A 20,740-nucleotide genomic window follows, 5' to 3' on the forward strand; every position below is an offset into this window, starting at 1 on the left:
ACGGCGCTGTTCTGCTGCTTCATTGTACACAGGTGTCAGCCAAATGGAGGTGCGGCATGAGCGCAGGGACTGCAGCGGCCACGACCGTCAAGGTTGTCCAGCCCGGTGAAGGCCGGCGCGGCGAAGTGATGCCCGGCGTCGGGGTGATCTTCAAGATCGACGGTGCCGACTCCGGTGGAGCCCTCGCCGTCGTCGAACACCCCTTCGAGGTCGGCGGACTCGTCCCGCCCCATGTCCACCACCGCGAGGATGAGATCTCCATCGTGCTCGAGGGCGAGATCGGCTTCCGGTCCGAGGACAAGGAGATCGTGCTCGGTCCGGGCGGATACATCGTGAAGCCGCGCGGCGAGGTCCACGCGATGTGGAACGCCGGGCCGACGCCGGCGCGCATGATCGAGATCATCTCGCCGGCCGGACTCGAAGAGCTCTTCCGGACGGTCGTCGACCTGACCGAGCGCGGCGAAGCAGAAATGTCGAAGATCGTCGAGCTCGCGAACCGCTACGAGGTCCCCATCGCGCAGCCCGAATGGTTCGCGGACGTCATCGAGCGCTACCAGCTCTCCATGCCGACGTCTTGATCTACGGCCGTGGTACTTCACCGACTGGCGGCCAGCACTGCCGCGAGGCCTTCTTGCAGGTCCTTGACGAAATGCTCGGGAACCTCCAGCGACGGGAAATGTCCACCGCTTTCGGGTGACCTCCAGCGGACGATCTGCCGGTACCGTTCCTGAGACCAGGCGCGCGGATACTTCTCGATGTCGCGGGGATAGATGGTGATCGCCGACGGGACGTCGACCCGGAGTTCGGGGTCGAGCGAGTTGTGGCTTTCGTAGTAGATACGGGCCGCGGATGCGCCGGTCCGCGTCAGCCAGTACAGGGTGACGTCGTCAAGGATGCGGTCTCTGGAAATCGTCTCGAACGGGCTGTCGTCGGTATCCGACCATTCGGCGAACTTGTCGAGGATCCAGGCCAGCAGCCCGACCGGTGAGTCGACGAGCGAGTAGCCGATGGTCTGCGGCCGGGTCGCCTGCTGCTTCGCGTATGCCGCACGGTGGCGCCAGAAATGGTGGGTTTCCTCGGTCCACTTGCGCTCGGCGGCCGTCAGCCCGTCCGTTGTCATTCCGGGCGGCGCCTCCGCGAACGTTGTGTGGATGCCGAGAACGTGCTCGGGGAACCTGCCGCCGAGAACCGTGGTGATATTGCCTCCCCAGTCGCCGCCGTGCGCCAGGAACTTGCGGTAGCCGAGCCTTCCCATCAATTCCACCCAGGCGGCCGCGATCTTTTCGGTTCCCCACCCGGTCGTGGCCGGCTTGTCGCTGTAACCAAAGCCCGGTAGCGACGGAACCACGACGTGGAACGCCGGCGCGTCTGCGGCTTTCGGATCTGCCAGCTCGTCCACCACATCGACGAATTCGGCAATGCTGCCTGGCCAGCCGTGCGTCAGGATCAGCGGAGTGGCATCTGCCCGCGCGGATCGGCGGTGCAGGAAGTGGATTCCCAGATCGTCAATGGTCGTACGGAACTGGCCGATCCGGTCAAGTCGCGCTTCGAACGACCGCCAGTCGTACCCGGTGCGCCAGTAGTTCACGACCTCGACGAGGTCAGCGAGCGGAACGCCCTGTCCCCATCGGCCACGGCCGGGCGCGACGCCGTAGACCGTCTCGGCCTCCGGTAGTCGCGCCGCGGCCAATCGCGCGCGCAGCTCGTCGAGCTCGGCGTCAGTTGCGTGGGCTTCGAATGCTTGTACGTCGCTGGTTTGCAGGGGCATGAGACCTCCCTGGCCATCGTCCGTGGAACCGCCTAAGACGGTTCCACCATGTCATGCCCCTCGTCGGCGCGCAACCGGCTAAGGTGGTTCCATGCGTGATGGGTTCCCCGACTTTCGCCTCGGCACCGTGCTGGCGACCAGCTTCACGGGGACTCTGTCGGAGCGTCATGGCAACCCTGTGGAGCGCATTCCGACGCCGCAGCGACTAGTCGACTGGCTGACAGTGAGCGGCCTCGCCGTGCCGTCCTGCACCACTACCCAACTCGACCTCGCTCGGGAACTGAGGGAGTCGATTCACGCCGCCGCGACAGCGGCTGCGATTCAGGACGCTCTCCCCGCGTCTGCCGTCCAGGTCATCAATGACTGCAGCGCTCAGGGTCGGGCTGCGGCGGTCCTGACGCCCGAGGGCACGCGGCGATGGCAACTTGGCTCGGATTCCTGGGTGGAAGATGCGCTCGGCGTGATCGCGGCCGACGCGATCAGCATCATCGCGGGCGAACGAGACGGACGATTGGCCTTGTGCGCGTCGTCGACCTGCCGAGCCGCGTTCTTCGACACCAGTCAGAGTCGCACCCGCAGATGGTGCGACATGAACACGTGCGGGAACCGCCAGAAGAAGGCGCGCTTCCTCGCCAACCAGCGCGCCAACTAACGCAACAGCCAGCGCTCTAGCGGCGGGCGTGCCGGATCTTGAGGCGGCCGAAGCCCATCACGCCGGTGATCCGGACCCTGGGACCGTCGCCGGTGGAGTCCCTCGGCGGCTTGTAGCGGGTGTCCTTCCACTCGGTGTGGACCGCGTCGAAGTCGACGACCGCGTCGCGCGGCAGCGTGATCTTGACGCCGCCGTGCATCACGTTCAGGTCGATGTCGACGTCCCCGTGCTCGAACTGCGCCTGCGACAGATCGAGCCGCACCCGCCCGTGCATGGACTCGACCTTGAGATGCCGCGGCACCCGCCAGACACCCCGCCGTACGATCCGGCCGGCGGATGCGCCGATCGTCGCCGAGCGGCCCGGCTGCTCGGCCGGGAGCGCTGCGACTGCGACCTCGAGATCCTGGCGGGTCCTGGCGGCCAAGACCTGGTGCAGCTGCTGCTCCAACTCGTCGTGGGAGAGGTACCCGCCGGTGTACGCCGCCTGCACGCGCTCCACCGCAGCGTTGCGGTCCACGTCCCCGATCGCGGGCGAGCGATCCTCTGGCACAGAAGTCACCGGATCACTGTAGTGGCAGGCCGCGCTCACGCAGCTGGGTACGCAGGTCCGCGGCGCCGGTGAAGACCTCGGCGTCGAGCCCGACCGCGCGCGCACCGTCGATGTTGTACGCCATGTCGTCGGTGTAGAACGTGCGCGCCGGGTCCAGACCGAAGCGCTCGATGAGGATGCGGTAGATCTTCTCGTCCGGCTTCACCGTCTGCTCGACCCCGGACACGACCTCCCCGTCGAAACGGGTGAGGATCGGGAACGCCTCCTTGGCGACCTCCCACTTCTCGCCGGAGAAGTTCGTCAACGCGTACGTCGGTACGCCGCCGTCCTGGAGCTCCGCGAGTACTGCCGCGGTGTCCTCGAACACGCCCTTGACCATCTTCAGCCAACCGGTGTCGTACGCCTGGATCCACTCGGCGTGCTCCGGGTGCAGGCTGGTCAGCTCGGCGACCGCCTCCGCCCACGGGCGCCCCTCGTCCTGCTGGTGATTCCAGGCCGGCGTGGCCACGTTGGTCAGGAAGTGCGTTCGCTGCTCCTCGTCCGGGATCAGCTCGGCGTACAGGTACGTCGGGCTCCAGTCCAGGAGGACCCCACCGATGTCGAACACCACTACGTCGATCGTCCGCGCGTTCATACCGGCAACCCTACGAGACCCGCCGAGAACGGTGCTGCGGCTTTCACCGTTCGCAGGACCGGGACGGTCTCGATCGCGGTGATGTGCTCGATCGCGCCGACGCGTTCGGTCAGGTAGGTGTGCAGGGCGTTCGGGCTCGCGCAGACCGCCTGGGCGACGAGGTTGGACCGGCCGGTTGTCGCGGCGACGAACCCCAGTTCGTCGTGCTCGGCCAGCGCGCGACCGACGGCGTCGAGGTGTGCGGGCGGCACGGACAGCCACAACATGGCGCTCGTCGTGAAGCCGAGCGCGACCGGATCGATGTCGACATCGAAGTAGATCGCACCACTCTGCTGCAGCTCCTCCATCCGCCGCGCAACAGTCGCCGCCGACCACCCTGTCCGTACGGCAAGATCCGCATGCGTAGCCCGCCCGTCCGCAGCAAGCCCAGCCAGCAACTTCCCGTCACCAGCATTCAACCCCCGCACCGACCCCGTCGACGCCCTGGTCGGCGGGAAGCTGCGGAGTGCGCTCTCCTGGGCTGCGGTGAGGCTTTTTGCGCGGCCGCGCCAGGCCGTTGGACCACCGACGTACAGATGCAGCAGATAGTGCGCCGACACAGACGTGATGCCCGCGGTGCGCGGGATGTCGTGCAGGAGAAGGGGGTTTCCGTCGGTCTGGGTGGTGTGCACGATCGCCACGATCTCGGTGCCGCCGGACGCCAGCTTGATCCAGCTCGTGTCGGAACGCCGGGACAGCGCTCCCGCAAGATCCTGCGCCGCATGCGGGGCAGCCGTCAGGCGGAGCAGCCACTGCGATCGCCCAGCGACCTGCGGATCCGGCAGGCCGATCACCCGCAGCCCGGCCTCGGCCCGCAACCGGTTGAACCGCCGCGCGACCGTCTGCGTGGAGACGCCGAGCACCTCCCCGATCCGGCTGTACGGCGCCCTGCCGTCGAGCTGCAACGCGTGCACCAGCGCCCGGTCGATCGCATCCACCATGTGACGATCATCGCTCGAACAGCACTCAGATGGAAGATTCCACCAGATTGTGTCTGCTGAGTGGAAGATCATCCGGCCCGCGCGGATGGTGGCGCTATGACGAACAAACGATGGATCGGCCTGATCGCCCTCCTGGTCGCCGAGGCCATGAACCTGCTGGACGCGACGATCGTCCAGGTCGCAGCGCCAGTGATCCACACGGACCTAGGCGGCCGCACCGCGGACATCCAGTGGTTCAGCGCGGCGTACACGCTGCCCTTCGCGGCCCTGCTGATCACCGGCGGCCGACTCGGCGACCGCTTCGGCCGGCGGCGGATGTTCCGCGTCGGCGTGACGGTCTTCGTCCTGACCTCGGCCGCCTGCGCATTCGCGACGGCGCCGGGCGAGCTGATCGGATTCCGCACGGTCCAAGGGGCTTCAGCCGCCCTGGTGATCCCACAGACCATCGGCCTGATCAGGTCGAGCTTCACGGGGAGCGCTCTCTCGAAGGCGCTCGGCACGATCGGCCCGGTGATGGGCCTGGCCGGCATCTCGGGTCCGCTGCTCGGCGGGTTCATCACCGACGCCAGCTCCTGGCGAGTCGTCTTCCTGGTGAACGTCCCACTCGGCATCGGCGTCCTCGCCCTGTCGCACCTCCTCCCCGAGTCCGCATCGCCCCAACCGCCACGGATCGACGTCCTCGGAACGCTGTTGCTCACCGGCGGTACGGCGCTCGTCGTCTACCCGATCCTGCAATCCCGCGACTGGTTCCTCCTGGCGGCCGGAGTCGTGCTGCTCGGCCTCTGCCTGCTGCGGAAGGACGGGCGCCTGATCGAGGTGAGCCTGTTCGCGCACCGAGGTTTCGCGCCGGCGCTCGTCACGTCGGCGTTGTTCTTCGCGGTGATGAGCGGCCTGACGCTGGTCGTCGTACTGCATCAGCAACTGACGCTGCACCACAGCGTGATGCGCGCGAGCCTCGCGTTGCTCCCCTGGTCCGCGGCCACCGGCATCGCCTCCCTGGTCGCCGGCCAATGGTTGGTCACGCGACTCGGATCCCGCTTGATGTACGTCGGACTCGGCGTACTGCTCCTCGGCCTCGCGACCGCGCCGTACGCACTCCTGCCCGCACTCGCAGTGGGCGGCGTCGGCGTCGGATTGTTCACGACCGCGTTCTTCACCGAGGCGTTGCACCGGGTAGGACCGCACGAAACCGGGTCCGCGGCCGGGCTGCTGAACGCGGTGCAGCAGTTCGGCGGAACGCTCGGGGTCGCGGTGTTCGGCACGATCTTCCTGCGGCACCCGGCGACGATCGATCGCGCGGCGTGGGTAGCGGTCGGGGCCATCGTGGTGACGGTCGCGACCGCTCACCTCATGCGTTCGCCGCGTTCGACTCGGCGCGGGCGTGCAACGCGGGAGCCAGTGCGTACTGGCCGATGAAGATCGCGACACCGAGCACGGCGCAGCCGAGCCAGGTCGCGGTCGGACCGAGGCGCTCGAGGGCGTTGGTTCCGGCCAGCGGCCCGATCACCGTGCCGACGCCGAACGCCATACCGGACAGGCCCATGTAGCGACCGCGCAGGTCGACCGGCGCGAGGTCGGCGAACACCGCGCCGATGACCGCGGCGAACCCGATCTCCCCGAGCGTCCACACCACGACCGACACCCCGTATCCCCACCAGGTGTGCACGACCGCTCCCACACCGAACCCGAGCCCGACCACCAGCATCGAGGAGGCGAGCAGTTTCGGCCGGTCGAGCCTCGCTATCCACCGGCCGAGGAACGGCTGGGCGAGCACGATCACCACACCGTTGAGCGCGATCACGAGCCCGTACGTCCGGGAGGACAGACCGTCCCCGGCCATCGCCAGCGGCAGAGTCGAATAGCCCTGCATGTAGATGGTCGCGTAGCCGATCTGGATCAGGACCATCAGCAGGAACACCGTGTCGCGCGCGACCACCGGCAGCAGCGCCCGGCCGACCGAGTTGTCTTCGGGCGCCGGACGGCTCTCCGGCACCATCGTCCAGATGACCAGACCGGCGATCACCGACGTGGCGGCGTTCACCCAGAACAGCAGGCCGTACCCGAACGACGCCAGCACGCCGGCGCTGACCGTCGAGACGGAGAAGCCGAGGTTGATCGCCCAGAACAGCAGGCCGTACGCGCGGACCCGCTCGGTCGGCTGCAGCAGATCCGCGACCGTCGCTTGGACCGCCGGACGGAACAGATCGCCCAGCAGGCCGACGAGGAAGGCGGTCACCCAGATCAGCACCATCGAACGGGCCGAACCGAGCAGGATCAGCGCGGCGCCGGTGCCGAAGAAGCAGATCAGCATCGTCACCCGGCGTCCGGCCCGGTCGGACAGCCAGCCGCCGACCAGTTGCGCACAGACGCTTCCGGCGCCGACAGCGGCCGCGACCGCTCCCGCCGTACCCGCGGAGAGGTGCCGGTCGTGGGTCAGGTAGAGAACGAGGAACGGTTGTACGAAGCTGCCGAGCCGGTTGACCAGCTGGCACACCCACAACGCCCAGAAGGCCCGCGGCAGTGCGGTGGGCGTGGGGTTGCCGACGGCGATTGCGCTCATAGGTCAACTGTCCGGGGTCACTGCGGCCTTGTCGACGATTAGGCTCAGGTCTAATCTGGCTCGGTGATCACGATCAGGCTGAACGCCGGGGACATCGGGCGGATCCGGTTCGCGCTGTCGCCGGTGTGGGAGGCCGTGACGAGTGTGCGGGCGCTGAGCAACAACACCGCGCGCAGCGTGCACGGACCGTGGCTGCAGAAGGTCCGGCCGACGATCGAGGGCGACGACCTGACGTTGCTCAGGGCCCTCATTCCGTCGTACGGCTATATCCCGGACTTCATCACCCCGGCGCCGCCGCGGCGTTCGACGAGCCTCGAATCGGGTCTCGCCGCGATCGCCGCGACCCCGCACGACCTGGTCGCCGGTGAGCTCGCGAAGCTGTACGCCGAGAACCCGGATCCGGTGCTGCCCGAGCTGATCGCGCATCCGGCGAAGGCGCTGGACCTGATCACCAAGGCGCTCGAGACGTACTGGCGACGCGCGATCGAACCCGACTGGCGGCGGATGCGGTCGCTGCTGCAGGAAGATCTCGCCTTCCGGCTGGACGAGCTGGCGAGCGGCGGGATCGAGCGACTGTTCCGCAACCTGCATCCGTCGATCAAGTACGCCGGCGACCGCATCGAGATCGACCGGCCGTTCTGCTGCGACGGCGAACCGATGACCGGCCAGGGCCTGCTGCTGGTGCCGTGCGTGTTCACCTGGCCGGCTGGGCTGGCTGTCACCGGCGCGCCGCACGTCCCGACCATCACGTACCCGCCGCGCGGTCTCGGCCGCTTGTGGGAGGACCGTCAGGACACCACGGACTCACCCCTCGCGGACCTGGTCGGCCGCACGAGAGCCGCCATCGTCAGCCATCTGGACCTCCCCATGTCCACCACCCACCTGGCCAACCAGCTTGGCGTCACCGCCCCCACCCTGAGCGTCCACCTCAGCATCCTCCGCAACGCGGGAGTCGTCACATCCCACCGCGACGGCCGCGCCGTCCTGTACCAGCGCACCTCGCTCGGCAGCCAACTACTCTCCGCCTCCACGCCCCTGGCAACGACTGCGTGATCTTTTCATGACGAAGGACGGGAATTTCAAGAAGGTCGTACGGCGGCACGCGCAGGAGACCGGGCAGCGGTACACCGAAGCGCTGACCGATCTCGAGGGTCTGAACGACCGCATCTACCACGAGCCGGACGGCGATCGGCTGCTCGTCCACCTCCGGGATCGCTACGGTATCGACGCGGTCGCGGCCACGAAGCTCAGTGTGCACAAGACGTACGTCTTCCGCATCGACAGGAACGACGGCGTCCCGTGGATCGCGCGGGCGTTTCCGCCGGCACGGTCGCGGGCCGGCGTCGAGGGCGACGCCGCAGTACTGCGTTTTCTCGAGCAGCACGACTTCCCCGCGGAACGTCTCGCGGTCGACGACGCGGTGTCCGACTTCGACGGGAGCGCGGTCCTCGTCACGGAGTTCGTCGAGACCGTCCCGATGCCCGACGGTCAGGGGTTCGGCATCATGGGCGACCTGCTCGGACGACTGCACGCCCTGCCGTACGACGAGTCCGTCAGCCGTCCGGGCGGGGCGAGCGGTGAGGATCCCCACCGGATGGGCAGGCCGCGGCAGGACCTCCTGGCGGGCTTGGCGTTTCTCGACGCGGTGGACACGAAGGTCGCGGCGGCCGACCGCGAGCGATTCGAGCGGCTCCTCGACCAGGTGCGCTCCGCGGACGACGGCGACGGTCTGCCCGAGGCACTGCTCCACGGCAACCTCCTGAATGCTCCCGATCACGCGGTCATGAGCAAGAACGGGCCGGTGGCAATCAACTGGAAGGCGTCCGGGCGCGGCCCGCGGCTCGCCGACCTGGCGTACCTGCTGTGGGGAACCGGGGACTGGTCTCCCTCGCGGCGCACCAACGAGGAGCGCGTCGACGCGGTCGTCAGTGCCTACCGCCGGCACGTCGAGCTGACCGACGAGGAACTCGACCGGCTCGAAGGGGTGATGTACATCAGGCCGCTCTACCTGGTGTGCATCGGCTATCGGCGCGACCTCACCAACGGCGTGCAGTTCAACGAGTGGGCGTTCATCGAGCCGCCGGAGTACTTCACCTCCACCGCCGCCGCGACCCGGGCCGCGTTCCGGAGCTAGCCGAAGCTCGGTGGGTCCACCTGGATGCGGACTGTGCCGGGATTCTTCTTGGTGGTGCGGGCCGATTGGGATTCTTTGAGGGAGCGGACGAGCGTGGTGCCGTGCGCGCGGGGCGTGCGGACCACTGCTCGGACCGTTTCCTCGTCCAGGTCCACCGGGCCGAGAACCTCTAGGCCGGCCGACGGCGGCATCAGGTCGCGGAGGCGGGTGACGAGGTCGTTGACGGATTCGGAGGGGCCGGTGAGTTCGGCGAGTTTGGCGGCCGGGGCGAGGCGCGCGGTACGGCGTTCCTCGATCTCGCGGGCGGCGTACCCCTCGGGGCTCCAGCGCACGATCGCCTGTAGCGGCAGCGCCGACGGGTCGCCGACCAGAATCACCATCCCGCCGGAACTCGCCGGACGGACCAGTGCGGCCGCGTTGAACCACCGGCGTACCGCCTCCTCGGACGCCCGGAGGTCGGGTCGGGCGAGCATCAGCCAGGTGTCCAGGAGCAGCGCCGCGCTGTACCCGCCCTCGGCGACCGGCTCGGCCCCCGGCGTGCTGACGATCAACGCCGGCGCGTCCGGTACGACGTCGAGCATGTTGTCCCCGCCCGACGTACGGACAACGACACCGGGGAACGCGCGCCCGAGTTCCTCCGCCGTACGCCGGGCGCCGATGATCGCCGCGCGCATCCGGGTGTCACCACATTCCGGGCACCGATGATCCGCCGCCGGCCGGCCGCACACGCTGCAGCTCGCCGGCCCGGAGCCTCCGGTACGACGCAACGTCCCGCCGCACGTGGAGCACCGCGACGGCGCCCGGCACGTCTGGCACACCAGACTCGGCAAGTACCCCGCCCGCGGCACCTGCACGAGCACCGGCCCGGTCCGCAGGCCCTCGCGCGCGATCTCGAACGCCCGGGACGGCAACCGCGCCGCCCGCGCCGACGGATCGCGCGCCAGATCGATGTCCGACTCCCCCGCGATGTGCACCGACGGCGCCGCCGCCCGCGTCACCTTCCGGTCCGCGATCAGCTCGTGCGCGAACCCGGACTCGACCAGGGCCGCCGCCTCCGCGGACCGCGCGTACCCGCCGAGCAACGCCGCGCACTTCTGCCGGAACGCCCGCAGCAGCAGGACTTCCCGGGCATTCGGGTACGGCGCGCGCGGCTCGGCGTACGACTCGTCGCCGTCGTCCCACATCGCCACCAGTCCGAGATCCGCCACCGGAGCGAACGCCGCCGCGCGCGTCCCGATCACGACTCGCGCACGGCCGTGCAACGCGGACAGAAACGCGCGATAGCGAGCCGTCGGCCCCAGATCCGCGGACAACGTGACGAACCCGGACTCCCCCAGCACCTCGGCACACGCAGCAGCGAGCCGCTCCAGGTCCCGCGCGTCCGGCGCCAGCAACAGCGCGCCGCGGCCTGATGCCGCACACACTGCCGCGGCCTGCGCGAACGCGAGCGGCCAATCAGCTCCCGGTACCGCGGTCCAGACCGCGCGCGGCTCCTCTCCTCTGGCAACCGCGTCCAGAAAGCCAGGAGGGTACGGCGACCACTCAGAGCGGGACGTCGACACCGGCGGGCGCGGCGGCTGATCGCAGCGCAGGGCCTCGCCCTCGACCTTCGCGTGCCGCGGCGGCACCGCGAGCCGCGTGACGTCCGCGAGCACCCCGGCGTACCGATCGGCGACCGCCCGGCAGAGATCCGCGATCTCCGGCGTCAGCACCTGCTCGGGCGAAACGACCTTGCGGAGCCGGACCAGCTTGCCGTCGTGGTCCGACGCGTCGAGCCGCTCCAGCACGAACCCGTCGAGGTCCTTGCCGGCGAACCGCACCTTCACCCGCGCCCCGGGCTGCGCGGCCGCGGCCAGGTCGTCCGGCACCAGGTAGTCGAACGGCCGGTCCAGATGCGGGAGCGAGACATCGACCGCGATCCGGGCCACCGGCAACGTCGTGGTGATCTCGGCGGGTTCCTTGGTCCGCGACTTGCGAACGGTGTCGCGCAGCAGCGTCAGCTGCTCCGGCGAGTCTCCGTTCGATGTCACTGAGGAATGCTAGAGCAGCGGGCCGACAGTGCGCGTGCGCACTGCCGACCCGCTGTGGACAACTACTTGCTGACCGCGGCCTTGAGGGCCTCGACGCGGTCCGTGCGCTCCCAGGTGAAGCCCTCGCCGGTGCGGCCGAAGTGGCCGTTCCGGGCGGTCTGGGCGTAGATCGGCCGGAGCAGCTCGAGGTCGCGGATGATCGCGGCCGGCCGCAGGTCGAAGACCTCACGGACCGCGGCGGCGATCTTCTCCACCGCGACCTTCTCGGTGCCGAACGTGTCGACGTAGAAACCGACCGGCGCGGCCTTGCCGATCGCGTACGCGACCTGGCACTCGACCCGGTCCGCGAGCCCGGCCGCGACGATGTTCTTCGCCACCCAGCGCATCGCGTACGCCGCCGACCGGTCCACCTTGGACGGGTCCTTGCCGGAGAACGCGCCGCCGCCGTGCCGCGCCATACCGCCGTAGGTGTCGATGATGATCTTCCGCCCGGTCAGCCCGGCGTCGCCCATCGGGCCGCCGATCTCGAACCGGCCGGTCGGGTTCACCAGCAGCTTGTAGTCGGCCGCGTCGATGTCGAACTGCTCGAGCACCGGGTCGACCACATGCTTCTTGATGTCCGGCGTCAGCATCGAGTCCAGGTTGATGTCCGCCGCGTGCTGGCTGGACACCACCACGGTGTCGATCCGGACCGCCTTGTCATCGTCGTACTCGACCGTGACCTGGGTCTTGCCGTCCGGCCGCAGGTAGGCCAGCGTGCCGTTCTTGCGGACCTCGGCGAGCCGCTCGGACAGCCGGTGCGCGATCGTGATCGGCAGCGGCATCAGCTCCGGCGTCTCGTTGGACGCGTAGCCGAACATCAGTCCCTGGTCGCCTGCCCCCTGCAGGTCCAGTTCGTCCTTGGACGCGTCCGAGCGCGTCTCGTACGCCGTGTCGACACCCTGCGCGATGTCCGGAGACTGGCTCCCGATGGCGACCTGCACCCCACAGGACGCGCCGTCGAAACCCTTCAGGGACGAGTCGTAGCCGATCTCGAGGATGCGCGACCGCACGATCCCCGGAATGTCGACGTACGCCGTCGTTGTGACCTCACCCGCGACGACGACCAGACCCGTGGTGATCAGGGTCTCGACCGCGACCCGGCTCTTCGGGTCCTCGGCCAGCAACGCATCGAGGATGGAGTCGCTGATCTGGTCAGCGATCTTGTCCGGGTGACCTTCGGTCACGGACTCGGACGTGAAAAGGCGCCTCGCCACAGTTCTCCCTCGGATTCCTCTTGTGCCGCCCGGTTGCGCGTTGGCACAGCCGCACGATCCCCCCATGCACCGGCGGTTGGCGATGCATCTTGGGAAGTATGCCAGCAGTTTCCACCCGCGTCCCGGTGACGCTCCGAATTCATCCAGGATACGAGATTCGTGATCATATTCTGGACGACCGGCCGCGGTTCAGGCGTGCGCGCCGACCGTCACGTCGCCGAGTGTGAGCGACGGCGCACAATCAAGGATCGCAGCCAACCGGTCCACCTCGGCGTCCAGCAGCGTGCGGCGGCGCCGGTTCAGCGGGGTCAGCGCCTCGACCGTGACCTGCAGCTTCCGGCCGGCCTTCTTCTGGTGCCAGACGCCGGCCACGATGCCGTCGACGAGCAGCAGCGGGTAGTTGCCGGCCTGCCCGCGGGCGGTCGCGCGGTCGAACGCCTTGCCCGGAAAGAGCAGTTCGCGCGGGAAGCTGCCCACGCCGTACGCGTCGAAGTACGGCAGCAGCCGGACGCCCTCCGCGCGCTCGTCGGGGAACTCGTCGTCGCCCGGAGCGACCCAGGCGGTCTCACCGTTGAGCTCGACCTGCGGCAGGTCGTCGAAGTACCGCTTGACTCTGGTCGGGGTGGTACTGAGCCAGCGGGCGAACTGCTGCGGGGTCGCGGGGCCGTACGAGTAGAGGTACCGGTGCAGGAGTTCGGTGAGCGCTTTCTCCGCAGGCATCGGGTCGAACGGGCGGAGCCGATGCGGGTTCGCGTACGTCGTGAGCCGGCCGCGCATCGGCCCGTGACAGAGGACACCGGCGTGCGCGGCGAGATAGACGGCCTGTCTCCAGCGGGCCCAGGCGCCCTGGAACGCCGGGATCGTCGGCGTGCGGGCCCATTCACCGGTACGCCGTACGACTTCCTCCGTCAGCTCGTCGACGGTCAGATCGGCGTCGGCAAGCGCCTCACCGATCGCGGCGACGACCTGGTCGAGCTCGTCCGGCGTCATCCGGATCGGTTCCGGCTGCTGGCCGCCCGCCGGTAGCGCGCTCAGCGCTCCGGTCCACATCGGCAGGTCGTCGAGCGGCAGCAAATGGACGGTCCCGCGCGGCCCGAACGTCTTCACCAGGCCTTCGTCGCGCTGCACCGACTCCCGGTTCGCCCCATCGACACGCAGCGCCACGGACACCTCCCCCGCCGCCGCGATCTGCGCATGCGCACCACACATCGCCCGCACGGCATCCACCGGGGACTCCGCGCCCTCGATCAGAAAGTGCCGCCGCATCCGCCGCGCAACCACGGCCTCCCAGGAGATCTCCATGCCCTCAGCCTAGGAGTGGAAGCGGACAGCTTTTGACCTCTAGGCCGCAAAACCTGGAGCCCTTTGCGGCGAGCTGAGGCAAGCTGACGTCATGACCACGACCATCAGGACCGCGATCACCGACGCCGACTACGAAGCCTGGCGCGCGGTGCGGATCGCGATCATGCCGTACGAGCGTTGCCCGTCCGTCGCCGAACTCCGCGACCTCGACCGCCCCGGCCGGCTGATGCTGCTGGCGGAGATCGACGGCGAGGTGGTCGGCAGCGGACAGGCGGATCGCTCGGGCGACGGCGAGCGGGCCTCGCTGGCGGCGCGCGTCCACCCGGATTTCCGCCGCCGCGGCGTGGGGACCGGCCTGCTCCGGATGCTCGCCGACCATGCCATTGCCCAGGGCTACGACGTTGCGGGTGCCGAGGTCGACGACGCGGAGTCCCGGCTCTTCGCCGAGCGGTTCGGCTTCGTGGAAACGAATCGGCAGGTCGAACAGCTGCGGAAGATCGGCGACGAACCGCGGCCGGCGGTGCCGACGGAGTACACGATCGTCTCGGTCGCCGAACGCCCGGAGCTGTGGGCGGACGCCTATCACCAGGTCGCGCTGCCGACCTTCCCGGACATGGACCTTCCGGTCGCGCTGAAGGTTTCCGAGGACGACTGGGAGAAGGAATGGATCAACGACCCGGCCGCGATGTTCGTGGCCGTCGCCGGTGACGAGGTGATCGGCGTCGCGGGCCTGATGCTCGACTCCGATCGCCCGGACCGCGCGGAGGTCGCCTACACCGCCGTACGCCGGGAGTGGCGCGGCAAATCGGTCGCCGCGACCCTCAAACGCACCAGCATGGCGTGGGCCGCCGAGAACGGAATCACCGAGATCTACACCTGGACACAGCGCGGCAACGACGCCATGCGCCGCCTCAACGAACACCTCGGCTTCACCTACGGCATCGTCAGCATCACCATGCGGGCGCCGCTGCCGCTGACCGGGTTAGCGCCAGTGAGTGGCGACTAGGTTCCAGATGACGCCGGCCAGGGCGTCTTTGCTGCCGGAGGGGACGGGGAGGGCGTTGCCTGAGCGGTCGAGGATGACGGCCTCGTTGACGTCGCTGCCGAAGACCTTGCCGCCGGAGACGTCGTTGACGACCAGGAGGTCGCAGCCCTTGCGTTCCAGCTTGGCACGGCCGAGCTCGAGGACGGTGTGGTCGGCGTCGCCGGTCTCCGCGGCGAAGCCGACGATCACCTGATCGGTGCGGGACCGGTCGTGCGAGATCGTCTGCAGGATGTCGGGGTTCTGCACGAGGCTGACCGCGGGCACCGAGCCGTCGGCGGTCTTCTTGATCTTGTGCTCGGCGACGTCGGCCGGGCGGAAGTCGGCCGGGGCGGCGGCCATCACGATCGCGTCCGCGTCGGCGGCGCGCCCGGTGATCTCGTCGTACAGGTCGCGGGTGCTGGTGACCGGGACGACCTGGACGCCGGCCGGGTCGGGCAGCTCGGAGTTCGCCGCGACCAGGGTGACCTTGGCGCCGCGGGCGGCCGCGATCCGGGCGAGGGCGTAACCCTGCTTGCCGGACGACGAGTTGCCCAGGTACCGCACGGGGTCGAGGTGCTCGCGCGTCCCACCGGCGCTGATCAGCACGTGCTTGCCGGTCAGGTCGGCGACCGACTGGCCGGCCGCGCGGGCGGCCTCGTCGGCGAGCATCAGCTGGCTGATCGCGAAGATCTCCGACGGCTCCGGCAGCCGGCCGCGGCCGGTGTCGGCGCCGGTCAGTCGCCCGACGGCAGGGTCGAGGACCGTGATCCCGCGGGAACGCAGCGTAGCGACGTTCGCCTGGGTCGCCGGGTGCTCCCACATCTCGGTGTGCATCGCGGCCGCGAACAGGATCGGGCAGCGCGCGGTGAGCAGGGTGTTCGTGAGCAGGTCGTCGGCGAGCCCGTGGGCGGCCTTGGCGATCAGGTTCGCGGTCGCGGGCGCCACCACGACCAGCTCCGCCGCCTTGCCGATCCGGACGTGCGGCACCTCTTGCACGTTGTCGAACGGATCGGCGGTCACCGGCTGCCCGGACAGCGCCGCCCAGGTCGCCGCGCCGACGAACTCCAGCGCGGCCGCCGTCGGCACCACGCGCACGCTGTGCCCGGACTCGGTCAGCCGACGCAGCAGATCACAGACCTTGTACGCCGCGATGCCGCCGCCGACACCGAGCACCACGTTGGGCTTGTGCTTGGGAACGACGTCAGCCCCCGGAGCAGTCGTGGCTTCGGGGGTCTGGTCACCGGTTGCGGACATCTGCGCGAGCTCCGTTCCCGGTCGTCTGTTCTAGGTGGCTACTCGGACTTCTCCGCGGCAGCGGCTTCCGCCTCGGCCTCGGGGTCGATGTCGGTGCAGGTCAGCACGCCCTCGTTGATCTCGCGCATCGCGATCGACAGCGGCTTCTCCTGGACGTGCGTCTCGACCAGCGGTCCGACGTACTCCAGCAGGCCCTCGCCGAGCTGCGAGTAGTAGGCGTTGATCTGCCGCGCGCGCTTGGCCGAGTACAGCACCAGCTTGTACTTGGAGTCGGTGCGGGTGAGCAGGTCGTCGATCGGCGGGGACGTGATGCCGATGGCGACGGGCTGGTTGCCAGACAAGGTCAGCTCTTTCCAGAGATGGAGGGTGATCGAATCAACTTTACCAACTGATCGGCGGCCTCCCGAACCGAGGCGTTGACGATCGTCACGTCGAACTCCTTCTCGGCCGCCAGTTCGACGGTCGCGGTCTCCAGCCGCCGCTCCCGCTCCTCGGGCGTCTCGGTGCCGCGGTAGAGCAGCCGGCGTACCAGCTCGTCCCAGCTCGGCGGGGCCAGGAAGACGAACTGCGCCTCCGGCATCGTCGCCCGGACCTGGCGCGCGCCCTGCAGGTCGATCTCCAGCAGGGCCGGCCGGCCCTCGGCGAGCTTGTCGAGCACCGGCTGCCGCGGCGTCCCGTAACGGGCCGCCTTGTGCACCACGGCCCACTCCAGCAACTCGCCGTCGGCGATCATCCGGTCGAATTCGGCGTCCGACACGAACAGGTAGTGCACGCCGTGCACCTCGCCGGGCCGGGCCTTCCGGGTGGTCGCCGAGACCGAGATCCAGATGTCCGGGAACCGTTCGCGGATGTCCGCCGCGACGGTCCCCTTGCCTACCGCGGTCGGTCCGGCCAGCACGGTCAGCCGGGCCGGGCCGTGATCCGCTGCGGCCGGCTCGTTCGAAACGTTCTCGGGGTGCGTGGTCATCGTCACACCAGTGTCCAACGAGCCGGTCGAGGTTTCAGACACGCTCTCAGTCTGGATCACTCGGCGAATTCGCGCTCGAGCGCGGCGATCTGGTTCGAGCCGAGGCCGCGCACCCGCCGCGTCTCCGAGATCCCCGCGCGCGCCATGATCTGCTGGGCGCGGACCTTGCCGACCCCCGGGATGCACTGCAGCAGCTGGCTGACCCGCATCTTGCCGATGACGTCGTTCTTCTGCCCCTCGTGGAGCACCTCCGTCGGAGACGCTCCCGAGTGCCGGATCCGGTTCTTGATCTCGGCTCGTTCACGCCGCGCCGCCGCGGCCTTGTCCAGAGCAGCCGCACGCTGCTCCGGCGTCAAAGAAGGAAGTGGCACCGTTTCACCTGTCCCGTTGTATGGCTTCGCAAGGGAACCTAACACGGGTTCAGCCCGAGGTCTGGTGGTGGTGGAACCGAGTCGCGGGACGACCAGGCGATTGGAACGATCAGTTGATCAGTTCAGTGCCGGGAGGTCGACCTTGCAGCTGTCCTTGGCCTGGCTGGTGATGTTCTTGTACGCCGTCATCACGCTGCCGGTCTGCTTGCTCAACGCGGCCAGCTCGGTGGCGTCCGTACCGGCCTTCTTGGCCTTCTCCGCGAAGGCGACGACGACACCCCAGTCGTCCTTCACGTCCTTCGGCGCGGACTCCTGGAGCTTCTTCGCGTCGTCCAGGATCTTCACGTAGTCGACCGGCTTCTGCGGGTCGACGTCGACTGCCTTGGCGGCGTACTTGGCGAGGTCCACGCAGTACGCCTGCTCGTCGGTGCAGGCAGTCAGCACACCTGCGGTTGCGGCCATGGTCGCGAGAACGGCGAGAGAGCGCTTCACGACGTTCACGCTACAGGTAGGCGGGACTACCGGGTGAAACCGAGGGCACGCGCTGGTGGGACGGAACGGGCAGAGCCGTCCCACCAGGGTGCGCCAACGGCGGATCAGCTACCGGCGCCCGGCAGGTCGATCTTGCAGGTGTCCTTCGCCTGCTTGGTGATCGCGTCCATCGCCGGCTGGATCTTGGAACCGTCGGACTTGGCCAGCTCCATCAGCTTGTTCGTGTCACCCTTGGCCGCCTGCGCCTTCTCGGCGTAGTCGATGACGACCTTCCAGTCGTCCTGGATGTCCTTCGGCGCCGACTTCGAGACCTTCTTGGCCTGGTCCAGCATCTTGCCGACCGCGTCGGAGTCCTTGATGTCCAGGTCCTTCGCCGAGTCGACGTAGCCCTTCAGGTCTCCGCAGTAGTCGCCGCCCGAGCAGGCCGTCAGGGTGCCAACACTCATCGTCACAACGGCCGCGAGGGCTGCCAGCTTCCGCATCGTGTTCCTTCACTGTGTCACGCGGGAAGTCCGTGGCTCCCCGTCCGCCGACACCTTTCCGAACGCCGGGGTCACCGCGAGCTCCGGCACGCCGTGAAGAACATCGCACCGGCCGACTGGAACCGGGTTGTGATCTACCGCGTCGCCACCGAAGGAGATCGCCACCGAATTCGCGGAACGATGACGAGGAGACGCCGAAGAACTGCACCGGGACGCGGCGCAACGTCAATAGATCAACGAGGAATGGAACTGCGGACGAGAGCACGCCGGCCACCAGCGCGTACGACGCCGCGGCCGAACCGGTTGCGCCCGGCAACTCTCTTCCGACCTTCCGGTTGAGCAGACTGCTGATCGCGCTCTACCGGGAGTCGAGCAGCCCGAGTAGCTGACGACGATCCGGCACCCGCCACAGCACAGTGCGGACCTGCTCGATCCCGCCGACCGGCCAGCGCTCCAGAAGTCGCCGTACCTCTGGATCCTGGATGTCAGCGGTGAGCGCGCCGATGAAGTCTCCCCAGACGACCTCGAACGGCCGGTCGCACATCCGCACGACGCCGAGCTCGACCGGCGGTGTGATCGCGAACTGGTTGTGCAACTCCCCCACCGCCCGGTAAACCGCAGAGAGCGCTCTCTCACGTTCTTGCCAGGTTTCCGCCCGCAACACCTCGCGGCACAGCGGCCCGATCGACGGACCGCAGGACAGCCGGTTGAAGGCGGTCCCGAACCACTTCGAGTACGGCGCGTACTGCCGCTCCATCAGGAAGCACAACCGCATCAGGTCCTCGACCATGCGCGCACCGATCAACGCCGACCCGAGGTCGTCCCCGACGTACCCGGCCCGCCCGACCAGGTTCATCTCGGGATGGACGCGCCACCAGGCGGTGATCATCAGGTACCGCCAGACGTCGTCCGGGTAGTACGCGAGCCGGTCACGGACGTCCTCCAGACCGAGCTCGTCGTGAAACACACCGCCCGCGGTGAACTGCCGCAGAACCGACTCGGGAAAGGTGAGCCAATCGCGAACCGTCAATGCGACGTCGACATCGAACCCGAGTTGGTCGAGGAAGTACTCGCGCAGTGTGTGGACCTCGACCAGCGCCGGCCGCCCTTCGAACGTCTGCGGCACCTCGAGTCGCAGCTCGACGCCGTCCGGGACGAACACCAGCGCGCGAGCCTCGCAGTTGTGGTCCGTCGACATCTCGTCGTCGAACCCGAGCACCTCCGAGCCCCGCCCGAGCAACCCCGCGCTGTGCGGCCCGTCCGCCGTCGGCCGGACGACGTCGAAGTAGAACCGCCTGCACAATTCCAGCCCCGAATCCATGCCGACGAAGATCGCACGCACCCCCACACAATTTCAAGAAAAACAGCAAATGGCGCAGAAATTCATCTGCGCCATTTGCTAATTCATATTCTACCGCATTTCAGGGTCAGTAACCGAGGACCGTTCGGTAGGCGTCGTTCGTGCGGGCGGCGGCGTCCTGGAGGGCCGTGGCGTCGGGGCCGGCTCCGAGGATTTCCCGGGAGCTCGACGGTACGACGTTGCGCACCGCGGACCCGAAGACCTCGATGAGGCCCTCGGCCATACCGCCCTGGGCGCCGAGACCGGGAGCGAGCAGCGGGCCGTTGATGTCCAGGTTCTCATCGGTCGAACTGATGGTCGCGCCAACGACCGCGCCGAAGGACCCGAGGCCCTCGGCGTCGGCGTTCAACGCGCGCAGGCCATCCAGGACCGCGCCGGCAACGGTGGGGCCGTCGGCGGTGCGGGCCGTCTGGAACTGCGGGCCCTCCGGGTTCGAGGTGAGCGCGAGGACGAACAACCCCGCCCCCGCCTCCCGGGCCTCGTCGATCGCGGGCTGCAGCGAGCCGAACCCGAGGTACGGGCTGACCGTCAGCGCATCGCACGCCAGCGGCCCCTTCTCGGCCAGGTACGCCGACGCGTAGCCCGCCATCGTCGTACCGATGTCACCGCGCTTCGCGTCGATGATCACCAGTGCCCCGGCCTCCCGCAGCCGGATCGTCGCCTGCTCCAGAACGGCGACCCCGGCCGACCCGAAGCGCTCGAAGAACGCGGACTGCGGCTTGAACACCGCGACCCGGTCGGCGAGCGCGTCGACGACGCCGTACGTGAACGAGGCCAGGCCCTCCGCAGTGTCGGGCAGACCCCAGGCGTCGAGCAGGTGCGCGTGCGGGTCGATGCCGACGCACAACGGCCCGCGCGTGTCCATCGCAGCCCGCAACCGGGCGCCGAACGGTTTGCCAGCCATGTCGCTCCCGAAGGTCTCGT

At 68.8% G+C, this 20,740-nt stretch carries 22 protein-coding genes; 6 read left to right on the forward strand and 16 right to left on the reverse strand.

Annotation, left to right across the window (positions count from 1 at the left end):
• Positions 1-56: 56 nt before the first annotated feature.
• Positions 57-578 carry a cupin domain-containing protein gene (locus tag ACLJOO_RS32940; RefSeq protein ID WP_410791545.1) on the forward strand — a complete coding sequence of 174 codons (522 nt, stop codon included), beginning with the start codon at positions 57-59 and terminating at the stop codon, positions 576-578.
• Between the two features lie 17 nt (positions 579-595).
• Here ACLJOO_RS32940 and ACLJOO_RS32945 read toward each other — a convergent pair whose 3' ends face one another.
• Positions 596-1,768: an epoxide hydrolase family protein gene (locus ACLJOO_RS32945; protein ID WP_410791546.1), complete on the reverse strand. Its 1,173-nt coding sequence runs from the start codon at positions 1,766-1,768 to the stop codon at positions 596-598.
• Positions 1,769-1,859: 91 nt separating this feature from the next.
• On the opposite strand from ACLJOO_RS32945, the gene ACLJOO_RS32950 reads away from it, so the two are divergent.
• Complete coding sequence (locus ACLJOO_RS32950; RefSeq protein ID WP_410791547.1) at positions 1,860-2,420, forward strand: CGNR zinc finger domain-containing protein; 561 nt, start codon at positions 1,860-1,862, stop codon at positions 2,418-2,420.
• Positions 2,421-2,436: 16 nt separating this feature from the next.
• Here ACLJOO_RS32950 and ACLJOO_RS32955 read toward each other — a convergent pair whose 3' ends face one another.
• Genes ACLJOO_RS32955 through ACLJOO_RS32965 form a run of 3 tightly spaced genes read right to left on the reverse strand, consistent with a single transcriptional unit; the run spans position 2,437 to position 4,584 of the window.
• Positions 2,437-2,979: a DUF1707 domain-containing protein gene (locus ACLJOO_RS32955; RefSeq protein WP_410791548.1), complete on the reverse strand. Its 543-nt coding sequence runs from the start codon at positions 2,977-2,979 to the stop codon at positions 2,437-2,439.
• A gap of 4 nt (positions 2,980-2,983) precedes the next feature.
• Positions 2,984-3,604, reverse strand: coding sequence for an HAD family hydrolase (locus tag ACLJOO_RS32960; RefSeq protein WP_410791549.1), 621 nt, complete (start codon positions 3,602-3,604; stop codon positions 2,984-2,986).
• Entirely contained in the window at positions 3,601-4,584 is a 984-nt protein-coding gene (locus tag ACLJOO_RS32965; RefSeq protein ID WP_410791550.1) for an Lrp/AsnC family transcriptional regulator, read from the reverse strand. Before ACLJOO_RS32965 ends, ACLJOO_RS32960 begins: the two co-directional genes overlap by 4 nt.
• Before the next feature lie 96 nt (positions 4,585-4,680).
• On the opposite strand from ACLJOO_RS32965, the gene ACLJOO_RS32970 reads away from it, so the two are divergent.
• On the forward strand, positions 4,681-6,000 hold the full coding sequence (locus ACLJOO_RS32970; RefSeq protein WP_410791551.1) for an MFS transporter: 1,320 nt from the start codon (positions 4,681-4,683) through the stop codon (positions 5,998-6,000).
• Here the strand turns inward: ACLJOO_RS32970 and ACLJOO_RS32975 are convergent.
• Positions 5,933-7,144 (reverse strand): MDR family MFS transporter, encoded by a 1,212-nt coding sequence (locus tag ACLJOO_RS32975; RefSeq protein ID WP_410791552.1) that lies wholly within the window; start codon positions 7,142-7,144, stop codon positions 5,933-5,935. The genes ACLJOO_RS32970 and ACLJOO_RS32975 overlap by 68 nt on opposite strands.
• 63 nt (positions 7,145-7,207) lie before the next feature.
• On the opposite strand from ACLJOO_RS32975, the gene ACLJOO_RS32980 reads away from it, so the two are divergent.
• Both ACLJOO_RS32980 and ACLJOO_RS32985 read left to right on the forward strand, forming a co-directional pair.
• The gene (locus tag ACLJOO_RS32980) at positions 7,208-8,197 is read left to right on the forward strand and encodes an ArsR/SmtB family transcription factor (protein ID WP_410791553.1); all 990 of its coding nucleotides are present in this window, start codon (positions 7,208-7,210) and stop codon (positions 8,195-8,197) included.
• 7 nt (positions 8,198-8,204) lie between these two features.
• Complete coding sequence (locus ACLJOO_RS32985; protein WP_410791554.1) at positions 8,205-9,278, forward strand: phosphotransferase enzyme family protein; 1,074 nt, start codon at positions 8,205-8,207, stop codon at positions 9,276-9,278.
• Here the strand turns inward: ACLJOO_RS32985 and ACLJOO_RS32990 are convergent.
• The 3 genes from ACLJOO_RS32990 to ACLJOO_RS33000 all read right to left on the reverse strand — a co-directional run bounded on the left by ACLJOO_RS32990 (position 9,275) and on the right by ACLJOO_RS33000 (position 13,866).
• Positions 9,275-11,308 carry a primosomal protein N' gene (locus ACLJOO_RS32990; protein WP_410791555.1) on the reverse strand — a complete coding sequence of 678 codons (2,034 nt, stop codon included), beginning with the start codon at positions 11,306-11,308 and terminating at the stop codon, positions 9,275-9,277. The genes ACLJOO_RS32985 and ACLJOO_RS32990 overlap by 4 nt on opposite strands.
• A gap of 62 nt (positions 11,309-11,370) precedes the next feature.
• Entirely contained in the window at positions 11,371-12,564 is a 1,194-nt protein-coding gene (metK, locus tag ACLJOO_RS32995; RefSeq protein WP_410791556.1) for a methionine adenosyltransferase, read from the reverse strand.
• A 189-nt stretch (positions 12,565-12,753) separates the two neighbouring features.
• Positions 12,754-13,866, reverse strand: coding sequence for a winged helix DNA-binding domain-containing protein (locus ACLJOO_RS33000; protein WP_410791558.1), 1,113 nt, complete (start codon positions 13,864-13,866; stop codon positions 12,754-12,756).
• Positions 13,867-13,957: 91 nt separating this feature from the next.
• On the opposite strand from ACLJOO_RS33000, the gene ACLJOO_RS33005 reads away from it, so the two are divergent.
• Positions 13,958-14,872 (forward strand): GNAT family N-acetyltransferase, encoded by a 915-nt coding sequence (locus tag ACLJOO_RS33005; protein WP_410791559.1) that lies wholly within the window; start codon positions 13,958-13,960, stop codon positions 14,870-14,872.
• Here ACLJOO_RS33005 and coaBC read toward each other — a convergent pair.
• The 8 genes from coaBC to pyrF form a co-directional block, all read right to left on the reverse strand.
• Entirely contained in the window at positions 14,849-16,144 is a 1,296-nt protein-coding gene (gene coaBC, locus ACLJOO_RS33010) for a bifunctional phosphopantothenoylcysteine decarboxylase/phosphopantothenate--cysteine ligase CoaBC (protein ID WP_410791560.1), read from the reverse strand. The genes ACLJOO_RS33005 and coaBC overlap by 24 nt on opposite strands.
• Before the next feature lie 38 nt (positions 16,145-16,182).
• On the reverse strand, positions 16,183-16,485 hold the full coding sequence (rpoZ, locus tag ACLJOO_RS33015) for a DNA-directed RNA polymerase subunit omega (protein ID WP_130388473.1): 303 nt from the start codon (positions 16,483-16,485) through the stop codon (positions 16,183-16,185).
• A gap of 2 nt (positions 16,486-16,487) precedes the next feature.
• Positions 16,488-17,111 (reverse strand): guanylate kinase, encoded by a 624-nt coding sequence (gmk, locus tag ACLJOO_RS33020; RefSeq protein ID WP_410791884.1) that lies wholly within the window; start codon positions 17,109-17,111, stop codon positions 16,488-16,490.
• A 56-nt stretch (positions 17,112-17,167) separates the two neighbouring features.
• Positions 17,168-17,482, reverse strand: a complete 315-nt coding sequence (mihF, locus tag ACLJOO_RS33025; RefSeq protein ID WP_130388471.1) for an integration host factor, actinobacterial type — start codon at positions 17,480-17,482, stop codon at positions 17,168-17,170.
• 117 nt (positions 17,483-17,599) lie between these two features.
• The gene (locus ACLJOO_RS33030) at positions 17,600-17,974 is read right to left on the reverse strand and encodes a hypothetical protein (protein WP_410791563.1); all 375 of its coding nucleotides are present in this window, start codon (positions 17,972-17,974) and stop codon (positions 17,600-17,602) included.
• Between the two features lie 104 nt (positions 17,975-18,078).
• The gene (locus tag ACLJOO_RS33035; protein WP_410791564.1) at positions 18,079-18,456 is read right to left on the reverse strand and encodes a hypothetical protein; all 378 of its coding nucleotides are present in this window, start codon (positions 18,454-18,456) and stop codon (positions 18,079-18,081) included.
• Positions 18,457-18,814: 358 nt separating this feature from the next.
• Positions 18,815-19,798 carry a DUF4037 domain-containing protein gene (locus ACLJOO_RS33040; RefSeq protein ID WP_410791565.1) on the reverse strand — a complete coding sequence of 328 codons (984 nt, stop codon included), beginning with the start codon at positions 19,796-19,798 and terminating at the stop codon, positions 18,815-18,817.
• A gap of 85 nt (positions 19,799-19,883) precedes the next feature.
• Positions 19,884-20,720, reverse strand: a complete 837-nt coding sequence (gene pyrF, locus ACLJOO_RS33045; protein ID WP_410791885.1) for an orotidine-5'-phosphate decarboxylase — start codon at positions 20,718-20,720, stop codon at positions 19,884-19,886.
• Positions 20,721-20,740: the final 20 nt, after the last annotated feature.

This window comes from Kribbella sp. C-35, from assembly GCF_046549195.1.
GTDB lineage: Bacteria > Actinomycetota > Actinomycetes > Propionibacteriales > Kribbellaceae > Kribbella.

What these genes read in the sequence shown, in the direction of transcription:
- ACLJOO_RS32940 (WP_410791545.1), top strand. Translation starts at nt 57, where the DNA reads ATGAGCGCAGGGACTGCAGCGGCCACGACCGTCAAGGTTGTCCAGCCC.
- ACLJOO_RS32945 (WP_410791546.1), bottom strand. Translation starts at nt 1,768, where the DNA reads ATGCCCCTGCAAACCAGCGACGTACAAGCATTCGAAGCCCACGCAACT.
- ACLJOO_RS32950 (WP_410791547.1), top strand. Translation starts at nt 1,860, where the DNA reads ATGCGTGATGGGTTCCCCGACTTTCGCCTCGGCACCGTGCTGGCGACC.
- ACLJOO_RS32960 (WP_410791549.1), bottom strand. Translation starts at nt 3,604, where the DNA reads ATGAACGCGCGGACGATCGACGTAGTGGTGTTCGACATCGGTGGGGTC.
- ACLJOO_RS32965 (WP_410791550.1), bottom strand. Translation starts at nt 4,584, where the DNA reads ATGGTGGATGCGATCGACCGGGCGCTGGTGCACGCGTTGCAGCTCGAC.
- ACLJOO_RS32970 (WP_410791551.1), top strand. Translation starts at nt 4,681, where the DNA reads ATGACGAACAAACGATGGATCGGCCTGATCGCCCTCCTGGTCGCCGAG.
- ACLJOO_RS32975 (WP_410791552.1), bottom strand. Translation starts at nt 7,144, where the DNA reads ATGAGCGCAATCGCCGTCGGCAACCCCACGCCCACCGCACTGCCGCGG.
- ACLJOO_RS32985 (WP_410791554.1), top strand. Translation starts at nt 8,205, where the DNA reads ATGACGAAGGACGGGAATTTCAAGAAGGTCGTACGGCGGCACGCGCAG.
- ACLJOO_RS33000 (WP_410791558.1), bottom strand. Translation starts at nt 13,866, where the DNA reads ATGGAGATCTCCTGGGAGGCCGTGGTTGCGCGGCGGATGCGGCGGCAC.
- ACLJOO_RS33005 (WP_410791559.1), top strand. Translation starts at nt 13,958, where the DNA reads ATGACCACGACCATCAGGACCGCGATCACCGACGCCGACTACGAAGCC.
- coaBC (WP_410791560.1), bottom strand. Translation starts at nt 16,144, where the DNA reads ATGTCCGCAACCGGTGACCAGACCCCCGAAGCCACGACTGCTCCGGGG.
- gmk (WP_410791884.1), bottom strand. Translation starts at nt 17,111, where the DNA reads ATGACCACGCACCCCGAGAACGTTTCGAACGAGCCGGCCGCAGCGGAT.
- ACLJOO_RS33035 (WP_410791564.1), bottom strand. Translation starts at nt 18,456, where the DNA reads ATGCGGAAGCTGGCAGCCCTCGCGGCCGTTGTGACGATGAGTGTTGGC.
- pyrF (WP_410791885.1), bottom strand. Translation starts at nt 20,720, where the DNA reads ATGGCTGGCAAACCGTTCGGCGCCCGGTTGCGGGCTGCGATGGACACG.